This is a genomic window from Microcoleus sp. AT8-A3 (genome assembly GCF_036705675.1).
Taxonomy (GTDB): Bacteria; Cyanobacteriota; Cyanobacteriia; order Cyanobacteriales; family Microcoleaceae; genus Microcoleus.
The window spans coordinates 126,653-149,060 of sequence record NZ_JAUBVD010000008.1; the positions used below are offsets into that span (position 1 = coordinate 126,653).

The following is a 22,408-nucleotide window of genomic DNA, read 5'->3' on the forward strand; positions in this document are numbered from 1 at the left end:
TAATACCCGCAAACAATTTATATAAACCCGCCCCCACACAACCGATAATCTAGATTAACCTTTACTGCGATCGAAATAAGGCTACAATCAGCTAGAAATTAGCTGGTTCGGGGGATAATTCTGATTCCCCAAAATCCGTTGATTTCGAGTCAGCGGGCAACTCAGTATCTGCGACAGTAATTTCTAGTTTAAATCCTAATGCTTCGAGCAATTCTACCAAACAGTAAATTTCCAAACCGCCGCTTTCAGTCAGGATATTATCGAGTTTTTCGTGATGTTCTTTTGCTGAATCAGAAAGAGCATTCATCCTGATTTTAGCCTCAATTACCTTTCTGATGGCATTTCTCAGGAGTGCGGGTTCAGGGTCTTTTTCTTCTAAGATAGCCCCGATAAAACCACCAGCGTGTTCGGCATCTTTGAGAGATTCAATTAGGGACTCGCGGTAGCTATCGCTGGTAGGCATTTTCATTGAATTTCGCTGGTTGTACTTCCATAATTTTATCGCAGTCGATCGGCAATTTCTCTCGTAAGCGCGATCGACAGTCCATTCTACAAGCAAATCATACTTAAGACAGAGGTATTCGATCGACAAAATAGTAAACCTTGTTTGAGGAAACAAACTTTAAATCAAACAGGGCATTGTGAATGAATTTTAAATCGATCGCAAAAACCAATCTACTATTCGGCAGCCTGATAATTAGCCTCGGATTGCAAGCACTTCCAGCAGCAGCGCAATCAGTCACCGACGCGCAAGTTTCCGCCCTCGTAGAAGCGCTGCGACAAGCCGCCCCGCCACAAGCCGCAAATGACGGAATGTACAGTCAGTGGCAAGTTTTACCGAACAATATTTCCCGCTGGGCAAAATTCTGTACCAAACAAGATTTAACACCGCAACAATTTGAGGCTGACGCGACAAAAGCCAAATCAATTGTTACCTGTATCGTGGGCGATTTGCTGCGCGACGAATACAAAGCTAGCAGCAACAATGAAACAGCCGCTGTACGCCGCGCCGCTTGCTGGTGGATGACTGGCGAATCCGCAGCTTGCAAAAGTGGCGCCACTGCTACTTATGCCGATAAAGTTGTCAGCGTTTACCAGCAGCAGCGGGCTAAAAAGTAAAGTTTGTGCTGGCGGAATTTAGATTTTTTTACCGCAGATGGACGCAGATGGTTTTGTGCTGATGGACAGATAAGAGCGATTTGATATCAAATTCAATTATCCTATAAGCGCCAAAGATTCTTGAGAACATTAATCAGCTCTTTCTGCCGTCGAGCGATTACTTCTGGCGTCCATTCCTGTTCCCGCAGCACTTGGGTAGTAAGCACACAGGGTGAAACGCCCGTTTTAGTAGTGAAATACTTCTGCTTTTTCACATCAAAATCATAATTTTTTGCCTGAGTGTTTTTCGCACCAGATAGTAAAACTAAGTTGCCAAGACGATGTACATATTGATCGCGCTCTTCCTGACTAGGAAACCAATTCATCCACTCACTATTAGCCCCTGGATTTTGGGGAAGTACGTGCTCGACAGTAATTTTGGAGAAGTTGTAAGATGCTTCACCTTCTGACAGGGCAGCATCTAAGCGCAGCAAAACATAAAGACGAATTTTTTGGATTAGGTAAAGGTCACTATCGAGGACTCTAAGGATATTGTTTGACTCTTCAGGAGTAAACTGGAGCGGTGAATTGGAATTGAATAAATCTTCCTCTTGTTCAATAGCAGTAAGCAATCTGCTGTAACGTTCAATCCGTTTATTAATATTGGCGCGGACAATCATTAAACCTGCCGCAAGGCGGTCTAAATCTGTAAAAAAACGCACCAAATTATCGGGGTTATTACGGTTACGCGATAGGTAGAAAATGGCAGGCGGTATCCAGTCAACATTCTCAATTTTGTTTAACCATTTAAATAGTTGATTAATTTCCTCGGCACGCCGCTCGCTTTCATAGGTTGAGTTGTGAATTTCCGAAAAAGCCTTAGCATAAGGAGCTAAAATTTCATCAATGAATTGCTGAGACCCTGCCGCAGGATTGATGTTTTCCTGAAACTCTTTAAGGATACTCTTGCTAAGTTTTTTCTTTTCTTTAATCATCCGAATATGAGAAAACAAGTCTTTGAATAACTCGCGTCCCAGCTCCTCCTCGGTATCTTCCCACTTTTTAGTATATTTTTCTTGTTGGCTTTCGGGTATTTTTCCAATAATGTCCGCTTTCAAGATATCAGTTATGGAGAGATCCAATCCCCTGTTGTTCAACACAGAAAATATCCGATAAGCAGAGTCAAAGTCAGGCGTAGAAACCACTACCAAGAAGCACTGGGTAATGATGAACTGGGCAAGACGTATACGGTGGGATTCAGCGATAGTCTGCAAACGTTGCAAGAATAAATGTGCATTTTCTTTAATAAGCTTCTGAGTATCCATCAGCTCAGCATTGTTTAATTTTTGGAGCTTGTTAATACCACCTTCATTTTGAATATATTCCTTGAAAAATTCTGCATCTCGCTCGCGCAAAGTCAGACGGTAACGATTATCTATACCCGCGATTAAGCTGCCTCTTTGGTATAGATAAGTGGTCAAGTCATTGGCGTGTTGTGTTGGCAATGATTCCCTGAGAGCAGCTAGTAGTATGGTGAGAGTTGTTAGACGTTGCTGACCATCTACAATTTCAGCCTCTGGCGGCCCAGATTTGATCAAAACAATGCTGCCTAGAAAGTACGGGTTGAGTTGATCAATCGTGTCGTTACCATCTCCCAATGATGTTAGCAGGTCTTCCAGCAGTTCCCCAGCTTGCTCATTTGTCCAAGCATAGGGACGCTGGTAGAGGGGAATGGTAAACATAAAGTCATCGCTAAAGATTTTCCTAATGGGGTGTTCCTCACCCTTGATGCTGACACGGTTCATGCTTGGTTCCTGTGTTAGGTGTGGTTGGTAATTGCTTCCCGAAAGTCAATTTTCCTTGCTGCTAGAATACCATGCTCAAGCTTGGAAAGGCGAACTCTCAACTTAGCTTGTGCAGGCTGGTTTCATTCGTCCCGCTGTAGGCTTCAATCTGCGGCTGAATTACCCATTTTCCCCCTGACTTCTTATCAACTTTTGCACGCTGGCTAAAGCCCGATTTAATTCATAACTTTTTCTTTCTGAATTCTGCAAAAAAGCCTGCTGTTCTTCTTCAATCATTAACACATCCTGCCGCACCAAACCATCTAATAACTTTTGAGCCGCGCCGAAGCAACTATCTTTGATAAACCTGCGAAACCAAACAGGCAATTTGTGCAGCCGCCAAAACGCATTTAATGAGGTAAAATGAATTAAATAAGCGCGAGTTGCTGTTTCGCTCACCGGACAAACCAAGCAGTAAATCTTAAAGTCGCTTCCCAAAGTTGAAACCCAGTGCGGGTAAACATAACTCACCTCTAGCGGTTCCGGGTGCAGTCGGCGCAAAGACTTAAAAAATAACTGAGAAATTGACCAAATTTTATCTATTTTGTAATAACTTTGTGCCTGATAGCGAGCAGTTACTTGATGCTCGTTTTCTTCTAAAGTATCTAACACTGGATTTGCCCAAGCTTGCCAATCATCGTGCAAGTGCCCGTGGTACATATCCATCAAGTTTTCAATTAAAAATGAATAGTGTGCCTGACAGTCGATGACTGAAACAGTGGCAATATAATTGAGATGTTCCCACTCTGGCAAATCCAGTAAATGAGTTTTTTCTGCTTGGGTTTCGTCGCCGGGAAACAGCCAGATAAAACCGTTTTTTTCCTTGACTAGATAGGAGCGAATTTTGCAGTTAGGTAGCTTTTGATTTTCTGCTAAATAATCGACTTCGGCACATTCTCCCCTTGCATTTAACCGCCATCCGTGGTAAGCGCATTCGATTAAATCGCCTTTAACTTTGCCGTGGCTGAGTTTAACTTGTCGGTGCGGACATCTATCTTCTAAAGCGTTGATTTTGCCTGCACTGTCGCGGAAAAGTACGATCGCCCGATTCCAGATTTTCGCAGCTAGCGGCTGAGTTTGCACCTCGCTGCTGCGGGCGATCGCATACCAGCGATCGAGATTAATGCCCAACTGGCGGATGTGAGTTTTTTCCCCTTTTCCAGCTACCGATTTTATCGCGTTGTTTTGCATTACAAATATTCCCAAATTACGCCCATAAAACAACCCAATTTTACAAAATAACAGCCCGGAAAGCAACGACCGTAAATTTTTCTAAATCTCCGTTCAGACAAATACCTATCGCTAGCTAAATGCTTCAACCACCCTGGCGACAATCTAAATTTTAATAGTCTTAAAGCATTGCGAAATCCGTAGGTGGAACAGTCGGGATTAAAATCTCTCGCTGCACCTAATATGTAGCCTATTGTAGCAGGTGTTTCGACTTCCGAAATATTATCTAAAAAGACGACTTTGCCGTGCGAATTTAACATTTTTTTAATGGCATTGAGGGCGGCGGGAAGGTTGGGCAGGTGGTGAAAAGTAGCAGAACTAACTATTAAATCAAATTGGCGATCGAGCGCTAATTGACTGGCATCCATTTGGATGTACTCGATGTTGGGTGCTGAGCGTTTTTGACGCGCTATATCTAGCATTTTTGCTGACAAATCGACGGCTACAACATTATCGTAATACTGGGCTAATTCAAAAGCAAGAATTCCCGAACCGCAGCCAATATCTAATACTGCACCTTTGCTGACAGATAGGTTGTTAGTAAAGAAATCGTTCTGGTTTTGCAACGAGGTCACGAAATCGTATTCTGTTGCAAAAGCATCAAACGTTACAGATTTATTGCGAACTTTGCAGTTACTATTTAGCATTTATTATTGCTTTATACTCATTCAATAATATTTTAACCGCATATCCACCCCGCTTAACGCAGATATTTTTTTGGTTCGCAAGCTCTGCCTTTTCCCCTCAGCGAAACCACCCCCGCAAACCGTAACTAATCTTAAAAAAAGAATGCAACTGTAGGAAACCTCTAAACCCTTATTGGATCAGTCATTCCCATTTCTTCAAATCTAAAATCTAAAATCTAAAATCTAAAATGGTAGGGCTGGGGGCGGGTTTCACCGAGGATACCAGCCGATGATTGACGATTTATAAAGCCCGCCCCACTGCAAACCTTAGATTTTTAACACGCCTTCGGGATTCACCGTCAAGAGCGCTCGCCTCTGCAAACCCTCCTGATATAAAATAGCATTAGCTGCCAACAAACCGCTGCTAACTGCCCTTTCCATTAAACCGCACGGAAACGGCATTTTTACCCAATCTCCCGCAAACAAAAGATTGGGAACAGCGCAGCAAGTTTCTGGTCTTTCTGCATAACTACCGGGCGGATATCCAGAGAAATTCTTTTGATTTACCAATTCCCGGTGCAGCATATTTGCCTCTTTTAATTCCGGTACAATTTCGTACAATTCTTGCTCAAAAGTCGCCAGCAAAACTTCCTGATTCGGAAATTCTTTCTCCTTGTAACAATAAGCGTGCAGTTCCACAACACTACCGCCAGTTTTCTGATTCCACTCTATGAACTGATCCTGAATTCGGTGGTAAAGCGTAATGCTGTCAGTCAGTTTGTAGCCGGAAAGCGAACTGAAATTGCTGTGTTCCCAGGGAAATTCGCGATCGAACCAAAAACGGCCCACCGCAAACGGATCGGCTATTTTCAAACTCTCGATCCGACTCTGCACCTGCGAATTCACCTCACCGCTAGCCAAACTAAACAAATGCTGCATCCCCGGAACATCGGCCGCCAAAACATAATAATCAGCCTTCAATGTTTCTCCCAAATTTTGCGTCTTGGAAGTGGTCGCGGCGGAGACCAACTGTACCTCATCGGCTTTTTCATCAACTACCTTAAATCGAGGCAAATCCCGCTGAGCAGGTCCGCTGACAACTCGCCCTTCGGCATCAAAAACTGCCCCGTGACAAGGACAGTGAAATTGACCGTCGTTTTGTTTCTGAACTGTGCAGCCTTGGTGAGTGCAGCTCAGAGAAATTGCCTCTTTTCCCGACGGTGCGGCGGCAAATACGCTGTCCCCAGCGCCGAAATATTCGGTAGAGTTGCTATCAGTTAATAGCCTGTTTCGCTTCACCCAAAAAGGTATTTTACTTTGCACGTCTCCTGACTGATAACTCAGAGAATCAATCTTGCCGTTTTCCCAGCGAATTTCACTGACTGCGACATCTGTCAATACTTTGCCGCCTTTGCTTTCAATTGCTCTGGCAATAGGCTGCACCAAACTCGTACCCATATCTTGTCGCGTACCGTTGAATGCTAAACCCTCTGGATTTCCGAAAAAGTAAAAGTGAAAAAATTGCATTAATTCTCCCGCGCTCAATTCGTCTGGAGCGTTGAGGCTGGATTTGGCAAAAGGCAGAAAATACAAGTCATAAAGTCCGCGCGGAAATTCACCTTTTACCCAGTCGGCTACTGATATATTGTCGAGGCGAGCAAAACTTTTTTGAGTTTGAAAACCGCCGATTTCTCGAAATACTTGCCAGTGAGCGGGTTTTGTAAGATTGATTCCCCACTTGAGCCGATTGGGAGAAGATATCCCCAAGTCAACTATATTCCAGGGAAAAGCTGAATGGTTGGGACGGAAAACTTCGGGTTTGTATTTGCCGTCTCTAAACAGAACGGCGTAGGATTCTAAAGATATAAAGTTATCGGTAATTTCTAGTTCTTCAACCACACTTTTGAGGTTGTAGTATTGCGGAAAAAAACCGTGGAAACCGTGTTCCATCATAAAAGTTTCGTTCCCGACTTGTATCGGCCAACTAGCAATTTTACCGCCGAGTTGGGGCGATTTGTCGAGCAATGTTACGGCGAAACCTCGCTGGGATAGCTCGTAAGCACAGGCGAGCCCTGCTAAGCCTGCGCCTACAACTGCAACGGTTTTGCGGTTATTCAGCATTCGCGGCAAGTCAAGAGAATCTTGCACAAAAACGGCGGGCTCTGGCTTGGAAAACCGAGAGTAGCCCAGCAGCCCGCCTGCGGCACCGACTCCGAGGAATTTGAGGGCGGTTCTTCGAGAAACTGGTTGGGATAGCGGTGAATTGGTTGATTGACTCATCAGCGGTACGCGGTAACGGGCTTTAAACACAAATACGCCATAAGGCATATATCATAGACCGAAATCAGGATATGTGAAGAAATACTAAGACACATCCCCCAATCGGATCGCGATCCTCTTCGAGGGCTGCGCTAACGCACTTGATCTGGTTCGATCGCACACAATCTATAACAAAAGCAAGAAGGCTTTACTTATTTAGGAGAAAAGAAGGAAAAAGCGATCGCCCGCCTAGCGTAAAATTCTCTAAATAATTAAGTGTTTTTATTTATGTTGCTCAATTCTTGGCAACCGCCGCCAATGATTCTAAAAAACTAGGAGATTTTCATGCAAAATCTTAGGCAAAAGGCAGTCTCGACGAATTGTACGAAATAACCTGGCAGATATCCGAGACCAAACAATTAACCAGTCGAGCTTTAAGTAAGTTGGGGCGAAAAATATAACTATTTTAAAATAAGTAAATACAGAGAATATATCTACTGAGGTAACTCAATATATCGGCGATCGATGCAGGGTATTCCTCACTTAATACCAAGACAAAACTCGATTCAACCTGAGAAGTGCGGATGTGTCGCAAAAATTCAAAGACGCCCGTATAGCTAATGCCGGTTAAACTCACATCTTGCACCATTCTTAAGAACGGGCTCTTCGGCCCGTTCCACAAAAGATGAATTTTTTGTGGAACAGGCCGGAAAGCCTGTTCATAAAAGGATTATTGAAAATGGTGCAACATCTCAGTTTTTTGCGTAAGTCCTGTTTATGCAAAACCCCTGCATAATTTACAAACTTTTACATAAATGGTCAATTTCTTGGCGTGCGGCCTCTGTTGCTGCTGGTATCCACACCCTACGGTAGATATTTGCGGTTGCTCTTGAATGCTATAATCGTGCGGCGATCGCCAGCACAGTCAATCGATTTTAGATTTTAGATTTTAGATTTTAGATTAAAGAATTGAATGAAGCATTCACCCCACGGATAAATTCGGGGGGGAAGTTTCTCGGATACAGGTTTTTTATTTCTGGACGGATGAATCAGGGGGCTTGTATCCTGGATGCGAGGGGGTCAAAATTCCCACCCACATCCCAACGTCTGCCAACTGCTGCCGCCAACGGCGCTATTAACCGCCCCAAAATCATGCAGTACCAATCCCAGCAGCAACGCCAAAAACACACGACTCAGAAAAAAATTAAAAAAGCTATTTTTTACTGTGTGATAGCAATATTTTTCTGCTGGAGCACCGCGAACCTCGCTACAATTGCCCAAAACACAGACCAGGGCGGGCCGGGCGGGCAAGAAATGAGAAATTTGCTCGATCGGGGAAACCTCACCGAAGCCGTAACCAGAATCGAAGAAAGCTGGGAAGAAGAGTATCAAACATACTTTGAACAAGACTTTGAAACCCGTGCGAAAACGGCCGAAGCAATATCAAAAACTCTCTCCCGTCTAGCAGTTCAAACCAAGAAAAAACCAGCTTTAATTTACGCTATCCCCCGCACCGACCAACTAGAATTAATCTTAATATTGCCCGATCGCCCGCCCATTCTCCGCAGCGTCCCCGAAGCCAAACAAGAGAAACTGCTCTCAGTAGTCCAAGAATTCGGTAGCGAAATCACCAACCCCGTAAAACTAAACACCACCACCTATCTAGAACCAGCCCAACAACTCTACAAATGGATAGTTGCACCCCTAGAAACAGATTTGCAAACAGCAAAAATTGAAACATTGCTGTTCTGCGTCGGCGCAGGTTTGCGAACCGTACCCCTAGCAGCAATGCACGACGGACAGCAATTTCTGATCCAAAAATACAGCCTCGCCCGCATCCCCGCCTTCAAACTCACAGACAGCAATTACACCGACATCAGAAACGTGCAAGTCCTAGCAATGGGAGCATCAGATTTCGCAGAAACGGCGAACAAAGAACCGCTGCCAGCAGTTCCATTAGAACTCGGCGCGATCGCCCGACAGTGGCCCGGTCAATCCTTTCTCAACCAAGACTTCACCCTAGTAAACTTGCAATCCCAGCGACTGCAACAAAAATACGGAATCATCCACCTTGCCACCCACGCAGAATTCCGCCCAGGAACCCCAAATAACTCCTACATTCAATTTTGGGACACCCAACTCGGTCTCGATCAAATGAGAGATTTAAAATGGAACAATCCGCCCCTCGAACTATTAGTATTAAGCGCCTGCAGAACCGCCTTGGGAGACAAAGAAGCAGAACTCGGATTTGCCGGTTTAGCGCTGCAATCGGGAGCAAAATCAGCCCTCGCCAGCCTGTGGTACGTCAGCGATGCGGGGACTCTCGCCCTGATGACAGAGTTTTACCAGCAGTTAAGAATCCGCAGGCCAAACGACCCTCCAATCATTAAAGCTGAAGCAATGCGGCAAGCACAAATCGCTGCGATCGAAGGCAAAGTGACGATCGAAGGCGGTCAACTGCGAAGTGCGCGAGGCGACATTCCATTGCCCCCGTCCATCCCCAAACTCGACAGCAAAGATTTATCCCATCCCTATTATTGGGCAGCATTCAGCATAATCGGCAGTCCTTGGTAAGTGGGCCTCTTGACCGACAGTGGTGATAGGCTATAAAACATAAGTAATTTAATATCTGTAGCTGTCGCTCAACAAACCACCACCAACCTGTGACGAATCAAGCGGGAGCCTTCAAGGGGAAAGAAAGATGAAAAAATTAGAATTTTTGCTACAGAAAGAGGGCGATCGCGCCTGGTTGCCCCTAGAAACCTCCGACGTGGAAATTCTAGAAGGTAAATACCGCGTGGTTGCTCGCATTCAGCACCCCAACACCGACATCGAAATTCGCGTTACCCATACCTCCTTCGACCAAGGGGCGCAGCGGAAAGTCCAAAGCCGATCGGCCCGCACCAACCCCGAAGGATTAGTCGTGATCATTCCCTACACCAGGCTCAAACCCGGACTGTGGGAACTATCCTGCTTGCCAGATCCCAAAGCAACACCACTAAAACCTTGGCAGTACGGCGTTCAGTTAGAAGTATTGCCCGCAGAATCGGAAACCTCCGAACCGCTACCGCCGATCGACCTCGAACCCCCAGCTTCCGCCGCAGACTCAGAAAACGTAGTACCGATCGATCGCGCAGCCCCACAAATCGCTTCCCCGGTCGATCGCCCCGCACCAACCCAAATCCCAGCAGCCGATTCAGCACCGCAGCAGACCAAAATCTACCAATTTCCTATTCCCCAAACCCCCGAACCAAAACCGGGCGTCCAACTCGAACTCCTCCTCGATCGAGAAACCTTCGTCACCCAACTCGGTCGCCCCTTAATCATTTCCGGCAAAATCGACATTCCCCAAAACCCGCAACACCCCCAACAAAGCAGAAAAACAGCAACTCTCATCCCCGACTCCGAAGCGCTAGAACTCAAACAACTCATCGGTTCAGCACAACTGCAAATTTACCTGCGCGACCCCCAAACCTCAAAAATTCTCGCAGAAATCCAGCAGCCAATGCCAGAACAAGTTCCCCCCTGCATCTTTGCCTGCGTCACCTACATCCCAACCGAGTGTAAAAGCCGCCTCATTTTAGGAGAAGCAATTCTCAGCAGCGGCGGCGTCACCCTAGCCACCAAACTATTCACAATTACAGCCCGTTTAGAGCACCTTCTAGAGGAAATTAAAGACAATTTCCTCGAAGAAAAGCATCAAGCCGAACCCTCCCCAACAGCCTCAAAACCGTCTGGAAGCGCCAAAAATATATCCTTCCTCAAGCTAGTAGAAAAATCCTTAGACCCTCCCTCCCCTGCTGAAGTCCCAACCACTGAAGCCCTACCCCCTCTACTGGCTTCGCGTCACACCCCAAGTGCAGGCGGTCTAGAATTGCCCGCATTCGGTAACAAACTCCCCGACAGCAGCCGATCGCAATTGCTGTCGGAAATCTCCGATTCGCCTCAAACTGCCCCAGAGTCGATCGACCCACAAACCAAACCCTCAGACATCTCAAATCCCACTCAAACAGCCGAAATCGGAGCGATCGACCAAAAACCCGAAAACAGCCCAGAATTAGAAACAACCGCCCCAGAAACCGCGCCAGCACCCACAAAACAGGCATTTCAAACCTTAAACGTCGAAAGTCGATTTTGGTCGCGACTGAGTTCCCTAGCCAGCAACGGTGAATCCCCCGACTGGCTGAAAGCAACCACCCTGTCACCAAATCCAACAGCCGCCACCAATAGCAGCGACGAAATTGCCGTTGTGGAAGAAAGCAGCCCAACCCAGCAGCAACCCGAAACCAGCGAAACAATTTCCGATCCCAAATCTACTAGCCCAGAAGCCAGAGAATTTGTCGTTTTTGACGAACCCCCGCAGCCGAAACAAGTTGCTCAAAAAACCAGAATAGTCGCCACAGAAGACACTCCTCCAACTCCCTACGTTTTGCCAGAAGACGAGTTAGTACCGATGCCGATTTTGGAATTGCCGCGGGCCGAAATCATCGCGGGCCAGGCTGTAAAAGTGCAAGTGCAACTCCCGGAATTAATGCCCCGGATTTATGTGAAAGTTTGGGTGTACGATCGCCAAACCTACCTGATTCTCGACGGGCCTCGCTGGATTACCGAATTTAAAGCTAACGGGTTGGGAAATGTGCGAGCAAGTGTCGAGTTAGAGATTCCCTACGGCTGCATGGAAGTCGAATTTGAGGCGATCGCCGTCGAAATGCAAACTCAGCGGGAAAGCCACAAAGTAAGCGTTCACCGCCAAGTTTTACCCCCAGCCGGGCCAACTTTACCCCTCGAAGGGTAAGCCCAAATCCGCGTGCATCCCCGTTCATCCGCTGACATCTGCGGTTAAAAAATCCTACTTACTTGCCCGCCAACTGCCGAAACTTCTTCTTAAACTTATTCTTATACACGTAGATCGATCGCTGTAAATCCTCAACTTGCAGCGACATCTCGGCAGCCAAACCCGTGCGGTTCCAAACATCCTCCTCACACTTGCGGCGGCAAAAATTCATCGGTTCCGAGTAAACTTTCCCAGTAGATAAAGTCGGCTTCGGCCCGCACCAGTGAATCACCGTCGCCTGAGTGCGATCGCCCCCAGGCCCGCTTGACTCAACCGGAAACTGCTTCCTCAGCAAATCTTGGTCAAAATCCGGCACCAACAACTGCATATCCACATTCTGCACCCGCAGTCGATTTTCCCCGGCCGCCCGGAAAATCATAAAGTTCAAAAACCCCATTTCTCCGTACTTAAATATCCCCGGATTTGCCGCCGTAAAATCTAAAATTTCTACGTATTCTTCCAAGCTAAAAACGCCGCGCTTAGCAAAGAAAGTACCCGTGCAGAAATAGTTCGATCGCGATTCCGACCAACGAAAATTCGGGAAATGCTTCTCAACGCCCGGAATGTCAAAGAAAAATTCCGAAATCTCCGCATCCGGGTAATCGTAACAAGGCTTGTCTACAATAAAATCAAACTCTTGAAAGTTAGCCAATTTGAGAACATCGCCCCAGACGATCGTATCGGCATCCAAAACCATAAAATTTGACCAAGGACTTTCCCAGAAAGCAATCATTTTAGTTTTGCCCCAACCAAAACTTCTTTTCCTGAGAACTTCTTCAGAAACAGTTGTGCGATCGATAACCCGCACCCCATAGGCTTTTTCCAAAGCACTCACAGAAAACGTACCGTCAATCAACAGACAAATCGGCACATCTCCCAGGAAATAGCGGATGCTAGCACAGCAACCCTTAGCAAACAGATAATCTTGGTCGCAGCAGGCAATAATAATACCAAAATCTTCCATAAAACCTCACTTTTTTACTAATACCAGTTACCCAAAATAATGCAAGTGTATGCCGATGTTTCCAACTTGTATGTCATCAGTTATTTCCAATTCTTTAATCGAAAATCGAAAATCGAAAATGGTATAACTTGCCCACCCACAGCGTTTCGGTTTTTTGTTCTGACAGCAGCTCTATTTTTGAGTTTGGCATTTTAGCCAGCTTAGCACTAAACTCCTGCGATCGTCCCTAGGCAAAAACATCGTTCAAACCGCTAGGAATATCGGGCATAGTCGATCGGTCAAGCAAGTGAGCTTTCCCTGCGCCAACAGCGGGTCAATCGATTTTAGATTTTAGATTTTAGATTGACTTGCGCGAGATAAATTCGGGGGTTCCTTTATCGGATACAGGTTTTTTATTTCTGGATCCTGAGTCTGCTTTCGGAATGAATCACGTGGCGGGTATCCTGGATGCGGGAATTGTCAAGCACCACCAGTTGCAGTCGCACTTAAATAACAAAAAAGTTGTGTTAAAGTAGCGGGAAATTAAATCCGCCGACGAGCCGTCTCAAAAATGGCGATCGTCCTGGCAAGTCCCGACGGCAGCGGGCCTCAAAAAACCAAAATTGGTCAAGCCTGAACTTTGGTTTGGATCGGGTCAATCTACCAGCCTTTAAGTCTCAGTTCCCCACTCATGGCGGGAAAATAGCCCCTGCCGGGTTGCGAGGTTTAAACTTAGGTTAAAAACCTTGACATTATAGGAGATAAAGCTGTATAAGGGATGCGACAAGCAGCCACAATCCTACCTATAACTGTCTGTTAAGTCGGGCGTAACCGAGGACTCTGGGCAGTTGTCAGTTACAGGCAGATTGTGGTTGAACCCGTCGAACCAGTTATCGATCGCCCGCAGAGCAATTCAAGCAAGTCGGGCGATCGAGAGATGAAATTAGCACGTGATGGTATAATCTACTGTAATGTAATGTGGGCTTGACCTGAATTGATGCCTGGGGGTACAAGGGCCCAGCCCCTACGTTCAAGCAGAAGTAGACACGCCTACTGTGAATCAACAGTTATGGATAGGTTCTATTTTGGCAGTTATTGTCAACAGGCAAGCAACCACAAAAATTAGCAGTTGGGAATTGCTGCTCGTCGAGTTGAATAGAGTGTGAAGGTGTGAGGAAAATGAACAGAACTTTTTGGAATTTACTGCTAGTATCCCCGGCAATTCTGGGGCTATCATCAGTCATGAGTGCCACTGCGATCGCCGCAGAAGCGACCGCAACCCCTGAAGCCAACCAACTAGCTAAAGCTCAGTCATCTGAGTCAAAAATTGCAGAAATAGTTGGAGAAATAGTTGCAGAACCAGTTGCAGCAGCCCCTGCTGCCCCAGAAAACCTGGCTTTAAACAGCAGCCTCGAAGCGGCCCCAACCCCGGTCGTTAAGGAAGCAGACGCTGAAAAAATCGCCTCAATCGAACCAGAAACCAGCGCCGCAGCACTGCAAACAGCACTGCAAACAACAGGGAGCGACATCGAGTTAGCAGCCCCAATCGCTCCGGCCAGCGCAGCAGCGACTGAACCCCTAGCAGCAGCAGGCACTGCCGAACCCTCGCCCCAAGCATCAGACTTGGCAGAGCAAATCAGCCAGACAGAAGTTGCTGGGAAAATTGAAGTGCCAGCAGTCGCCAGCACCCCAGCTACTACCCCAGCTACTAAGGTAGAAATTGCTCAGACAGTACCCGGAGGAATGGGCGGCCCCATCGTCCCTGTTGCTCCCCAAGCACTGCCGGCCCAACCGTCGGGAACCATGTCCCAGGTGACATCAGTCACTCAGCTCTCCGACGTGCGCCCGACAGATTGGGCATTCCAAGCCCTGCAATCCCTAGTCGAACGCTACAGTTGTATCGTAGGTTATCCCGACGGCACCTTCCGCGGCAACCGCGCCCTGACTCGCTACGAATTTGCAGCCGGCGTCAACGCTTGCTTAGACCAGATAACCCAACTAATTGGGTCAACAGGTAACTTAGTTACCCGAGACGACTTAGCCATCCTGCAACGCCTGCAAGAAGAATTTGCAGCCGAACTCGCTACCCTGCGCGGACGAGTAGACGGCCTAGAAGCTCGCACCGCAGAACTCGAAGCCAATCAATTCTCCACTACCACCAAACTGCTCGGAGAAGCCGTTTTTGCCGTCACCGACACCTTTGTCGGAGAGGGTATCCGCCTTGACGACGACGACGACAAAACAGTCACCGACTTCAGCTACCGGGTGCGCTTGAACTTATTGACCAGCTTCACCGGTCGAGACTTGCTCAGAACCCGCTTGCAAGCGGGTAACGTCCCTAACTACTCAGCAATTACGGGTACTAACATGACTCGCGTAGCCCAGGATGGGGCTGAGAACAACAATTTCACACTAGATGAAGTGTGGTATCGGTTCCCGCTAGGTAACGCTACATTCTTTGTCGGTCCTAGAGGACTTGACCTAAATGAAATTGGAGACGCGCCTGCTACTAGTACCTTTGGTGACGCTACGGGTAATGGCACTCTATCCAGATTTGGAGTTCGCAACCCGGCCGTACACCGCGGACCGCAGGGAGCTGGCGCAAGTATGAGTTACAACTTGGGCAACTTCCGAGCTACTGCGGGCTATCTGGCCTCCGAGGGCGATGCTCCCAACCCCGCAAATGGCAGGGGCGTTTTCGACGGTTCTTTCAGCGCTTTGGGTCAGATCGGCTTTTTTAGCAACCCGTTTAATTTGAGCCTGACTTACACCCACAAATACAATCGCGCAGGCGATGTTGGCCTCATGGGTGGCACCGGCAGTTCTTTGGCTAACCGGCCCTTCGGTCAAGCACCCACTCAAGCAGATAACTATGGCGTGCAAGTTAACTTCAAACCCAGCAGTCGCTTTCACATTGGCGGTTGGTACGGTTATACGAAGGCTGAGCAACTGCGGGGGGGCGGCAATGACGCGACGATCCAGAATGGTGCTATCACTTTGGCCCTGCGAGATTTTGGCCGGCAAGGCAACCTCCTCGGTTTTGTCTTCGGTGTACCGCCAAAAGTTACTGAAAGTGATGTCGCCAGAAACCGTAACACCTCTTATCACTTAGAGGGTTTCTATCGCTTCCAAGTCAATGACTTTGTATCAGTGACACCGGGCGTTTACGTGATTTTGAACCCCGAACACAACAACAGAAACGACGATATCTGGGTCGGACTCCTGCGTACAACCTTTAGTTTCTAAGGCTTCTAGACATCTAGTTACAGCTAAAAGCGGCAGGCGACTGCCGCTTTTATTTATTGGTCATCAGGCGATTTTAGATTTTAGATTTTAGATTTTAGATTGTTAACAGTCATCAGTCATCAGTCATCACTCATCAGTCATCAGTCAACAGTCATCACTCATCAGTCAACAGTTGACAAATTATGAATTTTGGCGGCAAATCCCGAATACGGAGGTGTAGCCGTGCAGAAATGTGCTGCCGCCGACGGGGCCGATTTCGCCGTTGCAGAAAAAGCCGCCCAGGGGGATGTTTTTGAGGTATCGGCCAAAAAGTCGGGAGTCAAAGTTCGATTCGCCGTAAAGCCCTTCACCGCGCCCCAGACAAGAGAACATCAAGGCGCCGACGCTGGATGTACCACTGTACTCGGCGGCCCGCTGATAGCGATCGAGCAGCATTTCTAGGTCTTCTGCGGAGGTGCGCGCGTCCCGCAGGTGAAATTGGATGCGCTGTCCGGGACGGACGCGATCGCCGATCGCAATTGCCCCCACTTTCGGATCTACTCCCAACAGATTGCGGATTAAAAAATCTCCCGGCTCTAATTTCAGCTTGAATTCATCGCTGACTAAGCCTACAAATAACGAGTGCTGGGCTAATTCTCGGTCTTCTTCGCTCAAAGTTTGAACTAACTCTCGCAAAGCCTCTAAGGGCGATCGCTCGATGCCCCCGCTGCCGATATCATCGGTTTGTTCTTCGAGTTTCAGCAAAATATTGCGATCTCCTTCCGTCACCCGATAAGGATGCCCGATCGGCCTGCAGCCTTGAGCGACGATCGTTTCCAAAACTATATTGCCGCTCAAAGCTACCCCAACCGTCCCTTCTCGGTGAAGCTGATAGTCGCAAAACAGCGCCGCGCCCCTGCCCGCACCGTCCCCCCCGGCTAGTCCCCCTACCTTCGCCGCGCCCGGATAGGCATAATCTAGCCCTTGGAGCAAATCGTTAATTTTTGCGGAAAAGGGGTCAGCCAAGATGATGAACTGCGGTTCTTCCTGGGCCGGCACGCCCAAGAGATCCACCCAAGTATCCGGGGGACTGTCTAAGTCGGGCAGTTCTTCTGAACCGACATGAAAAGTTCTGACATTCACTCCCGGCAAGCGCGCCAGACTGAGGCTGACTGCGGGAGATCCCTCGACTTCTTCGGTGAGGCCCCCCCGGTTCGTGCCGATGACTCCTCCCCCGCCACATCCCAGGATCGCGGGTACTGGCAGCATTTCTCGGAGTAAAGGCATCAGCCGAGAATACTCGCTGGCAAAGGCAGACGAGATAAATATCAGTGCTAAATCGGCCTGGCCTTCTAGGTCGCGATCGGCTTGTTCTATAACTTCTTTGAGGGCGGATTCCAAAGAGGGACGGGTTGATAAAGCGCTGACCCATTGCATTTGGTTTTGGGTGTACATAAGGCAAACTTCTCTATAAAACTATCTCTATACATTAGGCTAACCGGAACTGGCCGCTGGGGGGACGGTATTCTTGGGCGAGCGATTACCCATCGATTGCCGTTCTTGTGTTAACATAAGTTAACATGAGTACCCCATTAATCTGTTTAGCGTTAAATGCCGTATTCAGCTAAATCTTAAAAGATAAAGCTCAATACAGTTTGACACACCAACCTCGTGTAATGTTTTCATCAAAAGTAAGGTCAGCTTGACCTACATTGATGCCTGTGGACTCTTCCCCCGCCGACGGGGTAGAGTAAAGCAGGAAGTAGAGACGGCTACTGCGATCGCAGTTATGGATGGTTTCTCTCTCGGCTGCTGCAACAGCAGCGCATCTCAAGCTATTATTAGCTGGGGTCGCCAGACCGAAACAGCAAATCCCACCCAAACTAACATCCAAAAAGAAAACCTTTCTTACTTAATAAGGTCAACGATCCAGGTCTAAAGACACGCTCGCTTCGAGCATAAGACTTAAACCACAGTTGACCCGCCGTAGACTTTAGAAGTCTACGTTTTTTGAGTTATGACACCAAGCGGCTGCTTAGCTAGTCCCTTGCTCTGTCGTTAACGGTTAAACATCTTTATTTGGGTTAAGGACGTGCCGTTAGCCGAACAAGCTCACTAAACAAAGGCGCGTGCTAACATTACCTAGAAATAGGTCGGGGACAACCATATTCTCCTACACTTTCCTACCAACAAGTTTTATGACAACAACACCCTCCGTCAACATCCAAGAGAAAATTGAAGAAGAACTAGAAAGCGCTCGTACCGTCTGTGACACCAAGGGCGCAACTTCCGGGGAATGCGCGGCGGCGTGGGACGCAGTTGAAGAACTGCAAGCAGAAGCTTCCCACCAAAAGCAAGTCAAACCTAAGAATTCTTTTGAAAAATTTTGCGACGACAATCCTGACGCTGCTGAGTGCCGCATCTACGAGGAATAAACGAGCCATTTAGCTCTATGCCGAACCTCCCGCGCCGAAATCTAACTTTTGGCGCGGGAGAATTTTATTTTAGGGGTTGAGCCTTGAAATAATGGTGAGATTTGCCCTCTATCCCAATACGGTTCAAATCCGCCAGCTTCCCCCTCGCCCCCCAAGGGGGACAAGAATTTGCTCTTGCGTCCCCCAAAAGGGGCGAGGATGGGAAGGAGATATCTCAAGAATAAACAGTTTTAACTCAAGCGTATTGCCGTCTATCGTGTCTCAAGTACCTTTCAAAGCGCGCCAAGTACCTTAGAAAATGTAGCAGTAACTAAAACATTAAGACCGTGTTCTGGTTGCTGATTTTTTAGCATTTTTGTAGTAAAATTTGTGACAAATAAGTGAGTATATTTTCCCAAAGATGTTGAGTCTTTTATTGGCAGCCACCGGGCCTTGGTTTCAACCGCTAGTGTGGATGGATTACCGGTTGTCTGTGTTATTAACAATTTCGATCCCGCTGGTAGTGCTGATTTGGGCTGTTGTGGCAAAAGCTGAGGCGATCGTCCGTTTGTCGATTATTTATTGGCGGGTGGCGAGTTTGCTGGCAATTACACTTTACCTGATGATGGCTGCGCTGCCTGTGAGCTTTGTATCGTCGGTGATTGGGAGGGCATTAATTCCTGCTAGTCTGTGGTTTTGGGAGGATTTAAACGAAGAAATTGCCGATCGACCGCAGTCGCCCCTGAAACTGGCTTTTACAGCTTGGCGGTGGGCGATTACTGTTTACAGCGGTTTGGGCGCTCTAGCTCAACTTCCCTTCTTAAGCTGTGCTTTTAAATCGCAAATTGAGGTAATTGACGAACCTTTTTGCCGCATTTGGTTAGACCCACCTTGGCTCTACAAACAAATGTTTCACCCTAATACAACCCCTCAATTTTTGGGATTGTTGGGGATGATTGGTTTAGCTATCTATGTAATTTACTTGTCATACTTTGTGCTGATTAGACTAGGAAAACAGGGGAGGTCAGCTACCGGAAATTAAGTTGAGTTTTAGTTAGTATTTCCTTCCTAAATTGCAGCTAAATTATTCCACCAAAATCTCATAAATCCCAAATAAAAACAGCCGGGGCGCATCTAGGATAAAATCAAACTAACAGCCGGGTGGCTGACGTGACCCGCCCAAAAACGGATACAAGCCGTGGACTCCAGTCGTGGATATCTAACAATTTTAGACTAAGGTTCCAGCTTCCAGATTCATCTGTCGAGAAAATCTAAAATCTAAAATCTAAAATCGACTGACAGTAATGTTATTGGGAAAGACTGTGATGGATAGCAAACAAGCCTACTTACAGTGCTTAGACAGGCTGATTTGGGCGATCGATCGCCTGGAAGCAAAAGTCGAACCAAGTGAACTCGCTCGGATTGCCGAACTGATTGTTCAGCCGATGATGGGGCCATGGCGGTTTTTTCACACTCCCGAACATATTTTTGAGGTGGGGGGAGATGAAGATGCGATCGAGGTTTTGGCAGCTTTATTTCACGATACCGTCTACCTACAAGTCGATCGCAGCATTAACTTTAACGTCAGCTACTACATCACTCCTGTTGCAAAAGAGGTTAACCAACACCTACAAATTCGGGATAAATCTGAACTGCCTGCGGATGCTACCTTCGAGATGGTAATGCTGGTATTCAATTTTGTACCGGGCGAAGTCCTCAATCCTTTGGCTGGACAAAACGAATTTCTCAGCGCTGTCGTAGCAGCAAAAGCTCTAGAACCATTTCTCAAACGCGAGCAATTGCTTCAAATTGCCGGCTGCATTGAAGCAACAATTCCGTTTCGTGCCGCCGATGCGGGAGTAACGGTAAGCCAGCGTCTTTATGAGCGCTTGCAAGCAATAAATAGCCTGTTTAACCTCAGTTTAACGGACGAGGAAATGCGGGAAACGGTCAAAAAAGCTGTGCGAATCTCTAACCGGGATGTGATGAGTTTTGCTCACCATAGTTCAGCCCATTTTTTGGCAAATACCTGGAATTTACTGCCGGAAACCAATCACAATCTCATATGCTGGGGTTTTTACACGGTTCGCGACTACCGAGTTGCTTTGGTGAAGATGGAAGGTTTTCTGAATTATCTCAAGCCAGAAATAATTTTCCGACAGTTTGAGGGATATCCAGACGATCGCACCTATCAGCGCTGGGAAACTACTGCTAAGTACAATCTCGAAATTGCGAAGCTTTATTTGGGGTGCAAACTGGCTGCCCTAGCCCTGCTAGAAGCTCTTTCTTCGGATTTGGGGATTGAGGTTTCTCTGGCGATGATGATGGGAGGAATTCCGGCTCAAGTTCCTAACTGCGTGCGCCTGGAAAGCTTTTTTCCAGAAATAGAGAAACCTTATAAACCTAAAATTAGTTTAGAAGCGGAAGTATTGAATTTATTAGAAAATGGGCGGGCTAAAAGCACTTCTAATACCGATTTGGAGAGTTCGCCCCTGACAACGTTTGTGGTAAAAATTGTTGGCTTTGACGAAATGCGCTATCAGTGCGATCGAGCTAAGGAATTTTTTAGAGAAAATCTCAACGCCGACGAGTTTATTTCCGACTTTAACCCGATAGTTACAGAAATTGTTATTGATTCAATTCTCAAGTTGTTTGACAGCCGGAAGTCTACTATCTACCGATACTACGATATCACTTCTAAGTTAAAGTCGCAACCCCAAACCAATTTTCTCGATCGCCCTTTTCGATCCCATGGTTAACTAGCTTTAAATACAGTATTTTTGCCTCCTCTATAGAAAAGACCATTACTCAGCTTATATAAGAGTAGAGCGATTACACCGTGACAGGATTGATTGCCTCGCTTTCCCTACGTCAATCTGCCTATCCATCCCAACACCAACAGCCCTACAGGTATGGTGTGGGGCTTCCGGCAAAGATGCTAAAAGTTGATAAAAAATGGAAATTCGCTGCTGTTTACCTTTGACAATTATTTTATACAAAACGGATTTGATAGCGGGCTGTCACTCATTTGAGCTACCCCAAATAAGCGTCACTATAAAAAGCGACTGTTAAAGCACTTCCCCCCACAGCTACAACTGGGGAATAGCAAGTTCAAACAACTTGCAAACCACTAATCCCCAATCAAACCATGCAAACCACAAATTCAATTTACGCTCAATTGCCTCTTTGCTCTTCACTGCCCACACTGCAACGAAATAATAGTACCACTGCCAATCAAAACGTGCGCTATCTCCAACAATCCTTAGTTGAAAACGGATATCCCGTCGCAACTGATGGATTCTTCGGCCCAAAAACCGAAGAAGCAGTCATCAGATTTCAAAAGGAAAATCAGATTGCTGTTGATGGCATTGTTGGCCCTCAAACTTGGAGTCTATTAGGCGCTTGTTATACAGGTGAACCCGGATGTTAAATCCAAGTTAACTAATCCTAGGCGCACGGGTAGCAAGAAACTGGGTTGTTTCACTGCAATACTTCTTTTTCGCCCCCAGAAACGCTAAAAAACCTGGTGGTTGAGCGAAGCCGAAACCTCGTTTATGCCCGTTAAAAGTGCATCCAGGACTATTAACTAACATCTTTTCCCCACTTCTCTACTTTTAAACAACTTGCAAACAACCAATGGAGAATCAAACCATGCAAACCACAAACGCAATTCGTACTGAATTACCTTCCTGCCGTTATTTTCCCATACTAAAACGCAACGATGGTGTCACCCAAAATGAGGACGTTCGCTACCTTCAGCGACTCTTGAACACCAAGGGATTTTCTTTAAATACTGATGGAGGATTCGGCCCGAAAACCCAACAAGCCGTTATCAATTTTCAAAACCAACAACAAATCGTTGCTGATGGCATTGTCGGCCCTAAAACTTGGAATAAATTGGGTGTTTGTACAACTATATTTTAAAGTTTGTGCAA

18 protein-coding genes are annotated in these 22,408 nt (G+C 46.9%); 9 read left to right on the forward strand and 9 right to left on the reverse strand.

Features of this window, described 5'->3' with window-relative positions:
* Nucleotides 1-91 precede the first annotated feature (91 nt).
* Nucleotides 92-619 carry a transcriptional regulator gene (locus QUB51_RS07165; protein WP_333057918.1) on the reverse strand — a complete coding sequence of 176 codons (528 nt, stop codon included), beginning with the start codon at nt 617-619 and terminating at the stop codon, nt 92-94.
* Nucleotides 620-645: 26 nt separating this feature from the next.
* Here QUB51_RS07165 and QUB51_RS07170 point away from each other — a divergent pair, with 26 nt between their 5' ends.
* On the forward strand, nt 646-1,119 hold the full coding sequence (locus QUB51_RS07170) for a hypothetical protein (RefSeq protein ID WP_333057919.1): 474 nt from the start codon (nt 646-648) through the stop codon (nt 1,117-1,119).
* Nucleotides 1,120-1,220: 101 nt separating this feature from the next.
* On the opposite strand, the gene QUB51_RS07175 is transcribed toward QUB51_RS07170, so the two are convergent.
* The 5 genes from QUB51_RS07175 to QUB51_RS07195 all read right to left on the reverse strand — a co-directional run bounded on the left by QUB51_RS07175 (nt 1,221) and on the right by QUB51_RS07195 (nt 7,706).
* Nucleotides 1,221-2,903 (reverse strand): DUF262 domain-containing HNH endonuclease family protein, encoded by a 1,683-nt coding sequence (locus tag QUB51_RS07175; RefSeq protein WP_333057920.1) that lies wholly within the window; start codon nt 2,901-2,903, stop codon nt 1,221-1,223.
* Between the two features lie 159 nt (nt 2,904-3,062).
* Nucleotides 3,063-4,133: an aromatic ring-hydroxylating dioxygenase subunit alpha gene (locus QUB51_RS07180; protein ID WP_333057921.1), complete on the reverse strand. Its 1,071-nt coding sequence runs from the start codon at nt 4,131-4,133 to the stop codon at nt 3,063-3,065.
* On the reverse strand, nt 4,133-4,819 hold the full coding sequence (locus QUB51_RS07185) for a class I SAM-dependent methyltransferase (RefSeq protein WP_333259450.1): 687 nt from the start codon (nt 4,817-4,819) through the stop codon (nt 4,133-4,135). Before QUB51_RS07185 ends, QUB51_RS07180 begins: the two co-directional genes overlap by 1 nt.
* A 306-nt stretch (nt 4,820-5,125) precedes the next feature.
* Nucleotides 5,126-7,126: an FAD-dependent oxidoreductase gene (locus tag QUB51_RS07190; RefSeq protein WP_445243040.1), complete on the reverse strand. Its 2,001-nt coding sequence runs from the start codon at nt 7,124-7,126 to the stop codon at nt 5,126-5,128.
* A 397-nt stretch (nt 7,127-7,523) separates the two neighbouring features.
* Nucleotides 7,524-7,706, reverse strand: coding sequence for a hypothetical protein (locus tag QUB51_RS07195; RefSeq protein WP_333057923.1), 183 nt, complete (start codon nt 7,704-7,706; stop codon nt 7,524-7,526).
* Nucleotides 7,707-8,101: 395 nt separating this feature from the next.
* Here QUB51_RS07195 and QUB51_RS07200 point away from each other — a divergent pair, with 395 nt between their 5' ends.
* Nucleotides 8,102-9,631: a CHAT domain-containing protein gene (locus tag QUB51_RS07200; RefSeq protein ID WP_333057924.1), complete on the forward strand. Its 1,530-nt coding sequence runs from the start codon at nt 8,102-8,104 to the stop codon at nt 9,629-9,631.
* A 127-nt stretch (nt 9,632-9,758) separates the two neighbouring features.
* Entirely contained in the window at nt 9,759-11,852 is a 2,094-nt protein-coding gene (locus QUB51_RS07205; RefSeq protein ID WP_333210272.1) for a hypothetical protein, read from the forward strand.
* Between the two features lie 58 nt (nt 11,853-11,910).
* On the opposite strand, the gene QUB51_RS07210 is transcribed toward QUB51_RS07205, so the two are convergent.
* On the reverse strand, nt 11,911-12,855 hold the full coding sequence (locus QUB51_RS07210; protein WP_333057926.1) for a hypothetical protein: 945 nt from the start codon (nt 12,853-12,855) through the stop codon (nt 11,911-11,913).
* 1,158 nt (nt 12,856-14,013) lie between these two features.
* Between QUB51_RS07210 and QUB51_RS07215 the strand changes: the two genes are divergently transcribed.
* The gene (locus QUB51_RS07215) at nt 14,014-16,080 is read left to right on the forward strand and encodes an iron uptake porin (protein ID WP_333057927.1); all 2,067 of its coding nucleotides are present in this window, start codon (nt 14,014-14,016) and stop codon (nt 16,078-16,080) included.
* 180 nt (nt 16,081-16,260) lie between these two features.
* Here QUB51_RS07215 and QUB51_RS07220 read toward each other — a convergent pair whose 3' ends face one another.
* Both QUB51_RS07220 and QUB51_RS07225 read right to left on the reverse strand, forming a co-directional pair.
* Nucleotides 16,261-17,514 carry an FIST N-terminal domain-containing protein gene (locus tag QUB51_RS07220; RefSeq protein WP_333259454.1) on the reverse strand — a complete coding sequence of 418 codons (1,254 nt, stop codon included), beginning with the start codon at nt 17,512-17,514 and terminating at the stop codon, nt 16,261-16,263.
* Between the two features lie 190 nt (nt 17,515-17,704).
* On the reverse strand, nt 17,705-17,953 hold the full coding sequence (locus tag QUB51_RS07225; protein WP_333259456.1) for a hypothetical protein: 249 nt from the start codon (nt 17,951-17,953) through the stop codon (nt 17,705-17,707).
* Nucleotides 17,954-18,257: 304 nt separating this feature from the next.
* On the opposite strand from QUB51_RS07225, the gene QUB51_RS07230 reads away from it, so the two are divergent.
* From QUB51_RS07230 to QUB51_RS07250, 5 genes are all read left to right on the forward strand, one after another.
* A complete protein-coding gene (locus QUB51_RS07230) occupies nt 18,258-18,494 on the forward strand; it encodes a Calvin cycle protein CP12 (RefSeq protein WP_333259459.1) in 237 nt (78 codons plus the stop codon).
* Nucleotides 18,495-18,894: 400 nt separating this feature from the next.
* Nucleotides 18,895-19,515: a DUF3177 family protein gene (locus tag QUB51_RS07235; protein ID WP_333057931.1), complete on the forward strand. Its 621-nt coding sequence runs from the start codon at nt 18,895-18,897 to the stop codon at nt 19,513-19,515.
* 262 nt (nt 19,516-19,777) lie between these two features.
* The gene (locus tag QUB51_RS07240; RefSeq protein ID WP_333057932.1) at nt 19,778-21,232 is read left to right on the forward strand and encodes a hypothetical protein; all 1,455 of its coding nucleotides are present in this window, start codon (nt 19,778-19,780) and stop codon (nt 21,230-21,232) included.
* A gap of 389 nt (nt 21,233-21,621) precedes the next feature.
* On the forward strand, nt 21,622-21,903 hold the full coding sequence (locus QUB51_RS07245; protein ID WP_333057933.1) for a peptidoglycan-binding domain-containing protein: 282 nt from the start codon (nt 21,622-21,624) through the stop codon (nt 21,901-21,903).
* A 221-nt stretch (nt 21,904-22,124) separates the two neighbouring features.
* Nucleotides 22,125-22,397 (forward strand): peptidoglycan-binding domain-containing protein, encoded by a 273-nt coding sequence (locus QUB51_RS07250; protein ID WP_333057934.1) that lies wholly within the window; start codon nt 22,125-22,127, stop codon nt 22,395-22,397.
* Nucleotides 22,398-22,408: the final 11 nt, after the last annotated feature.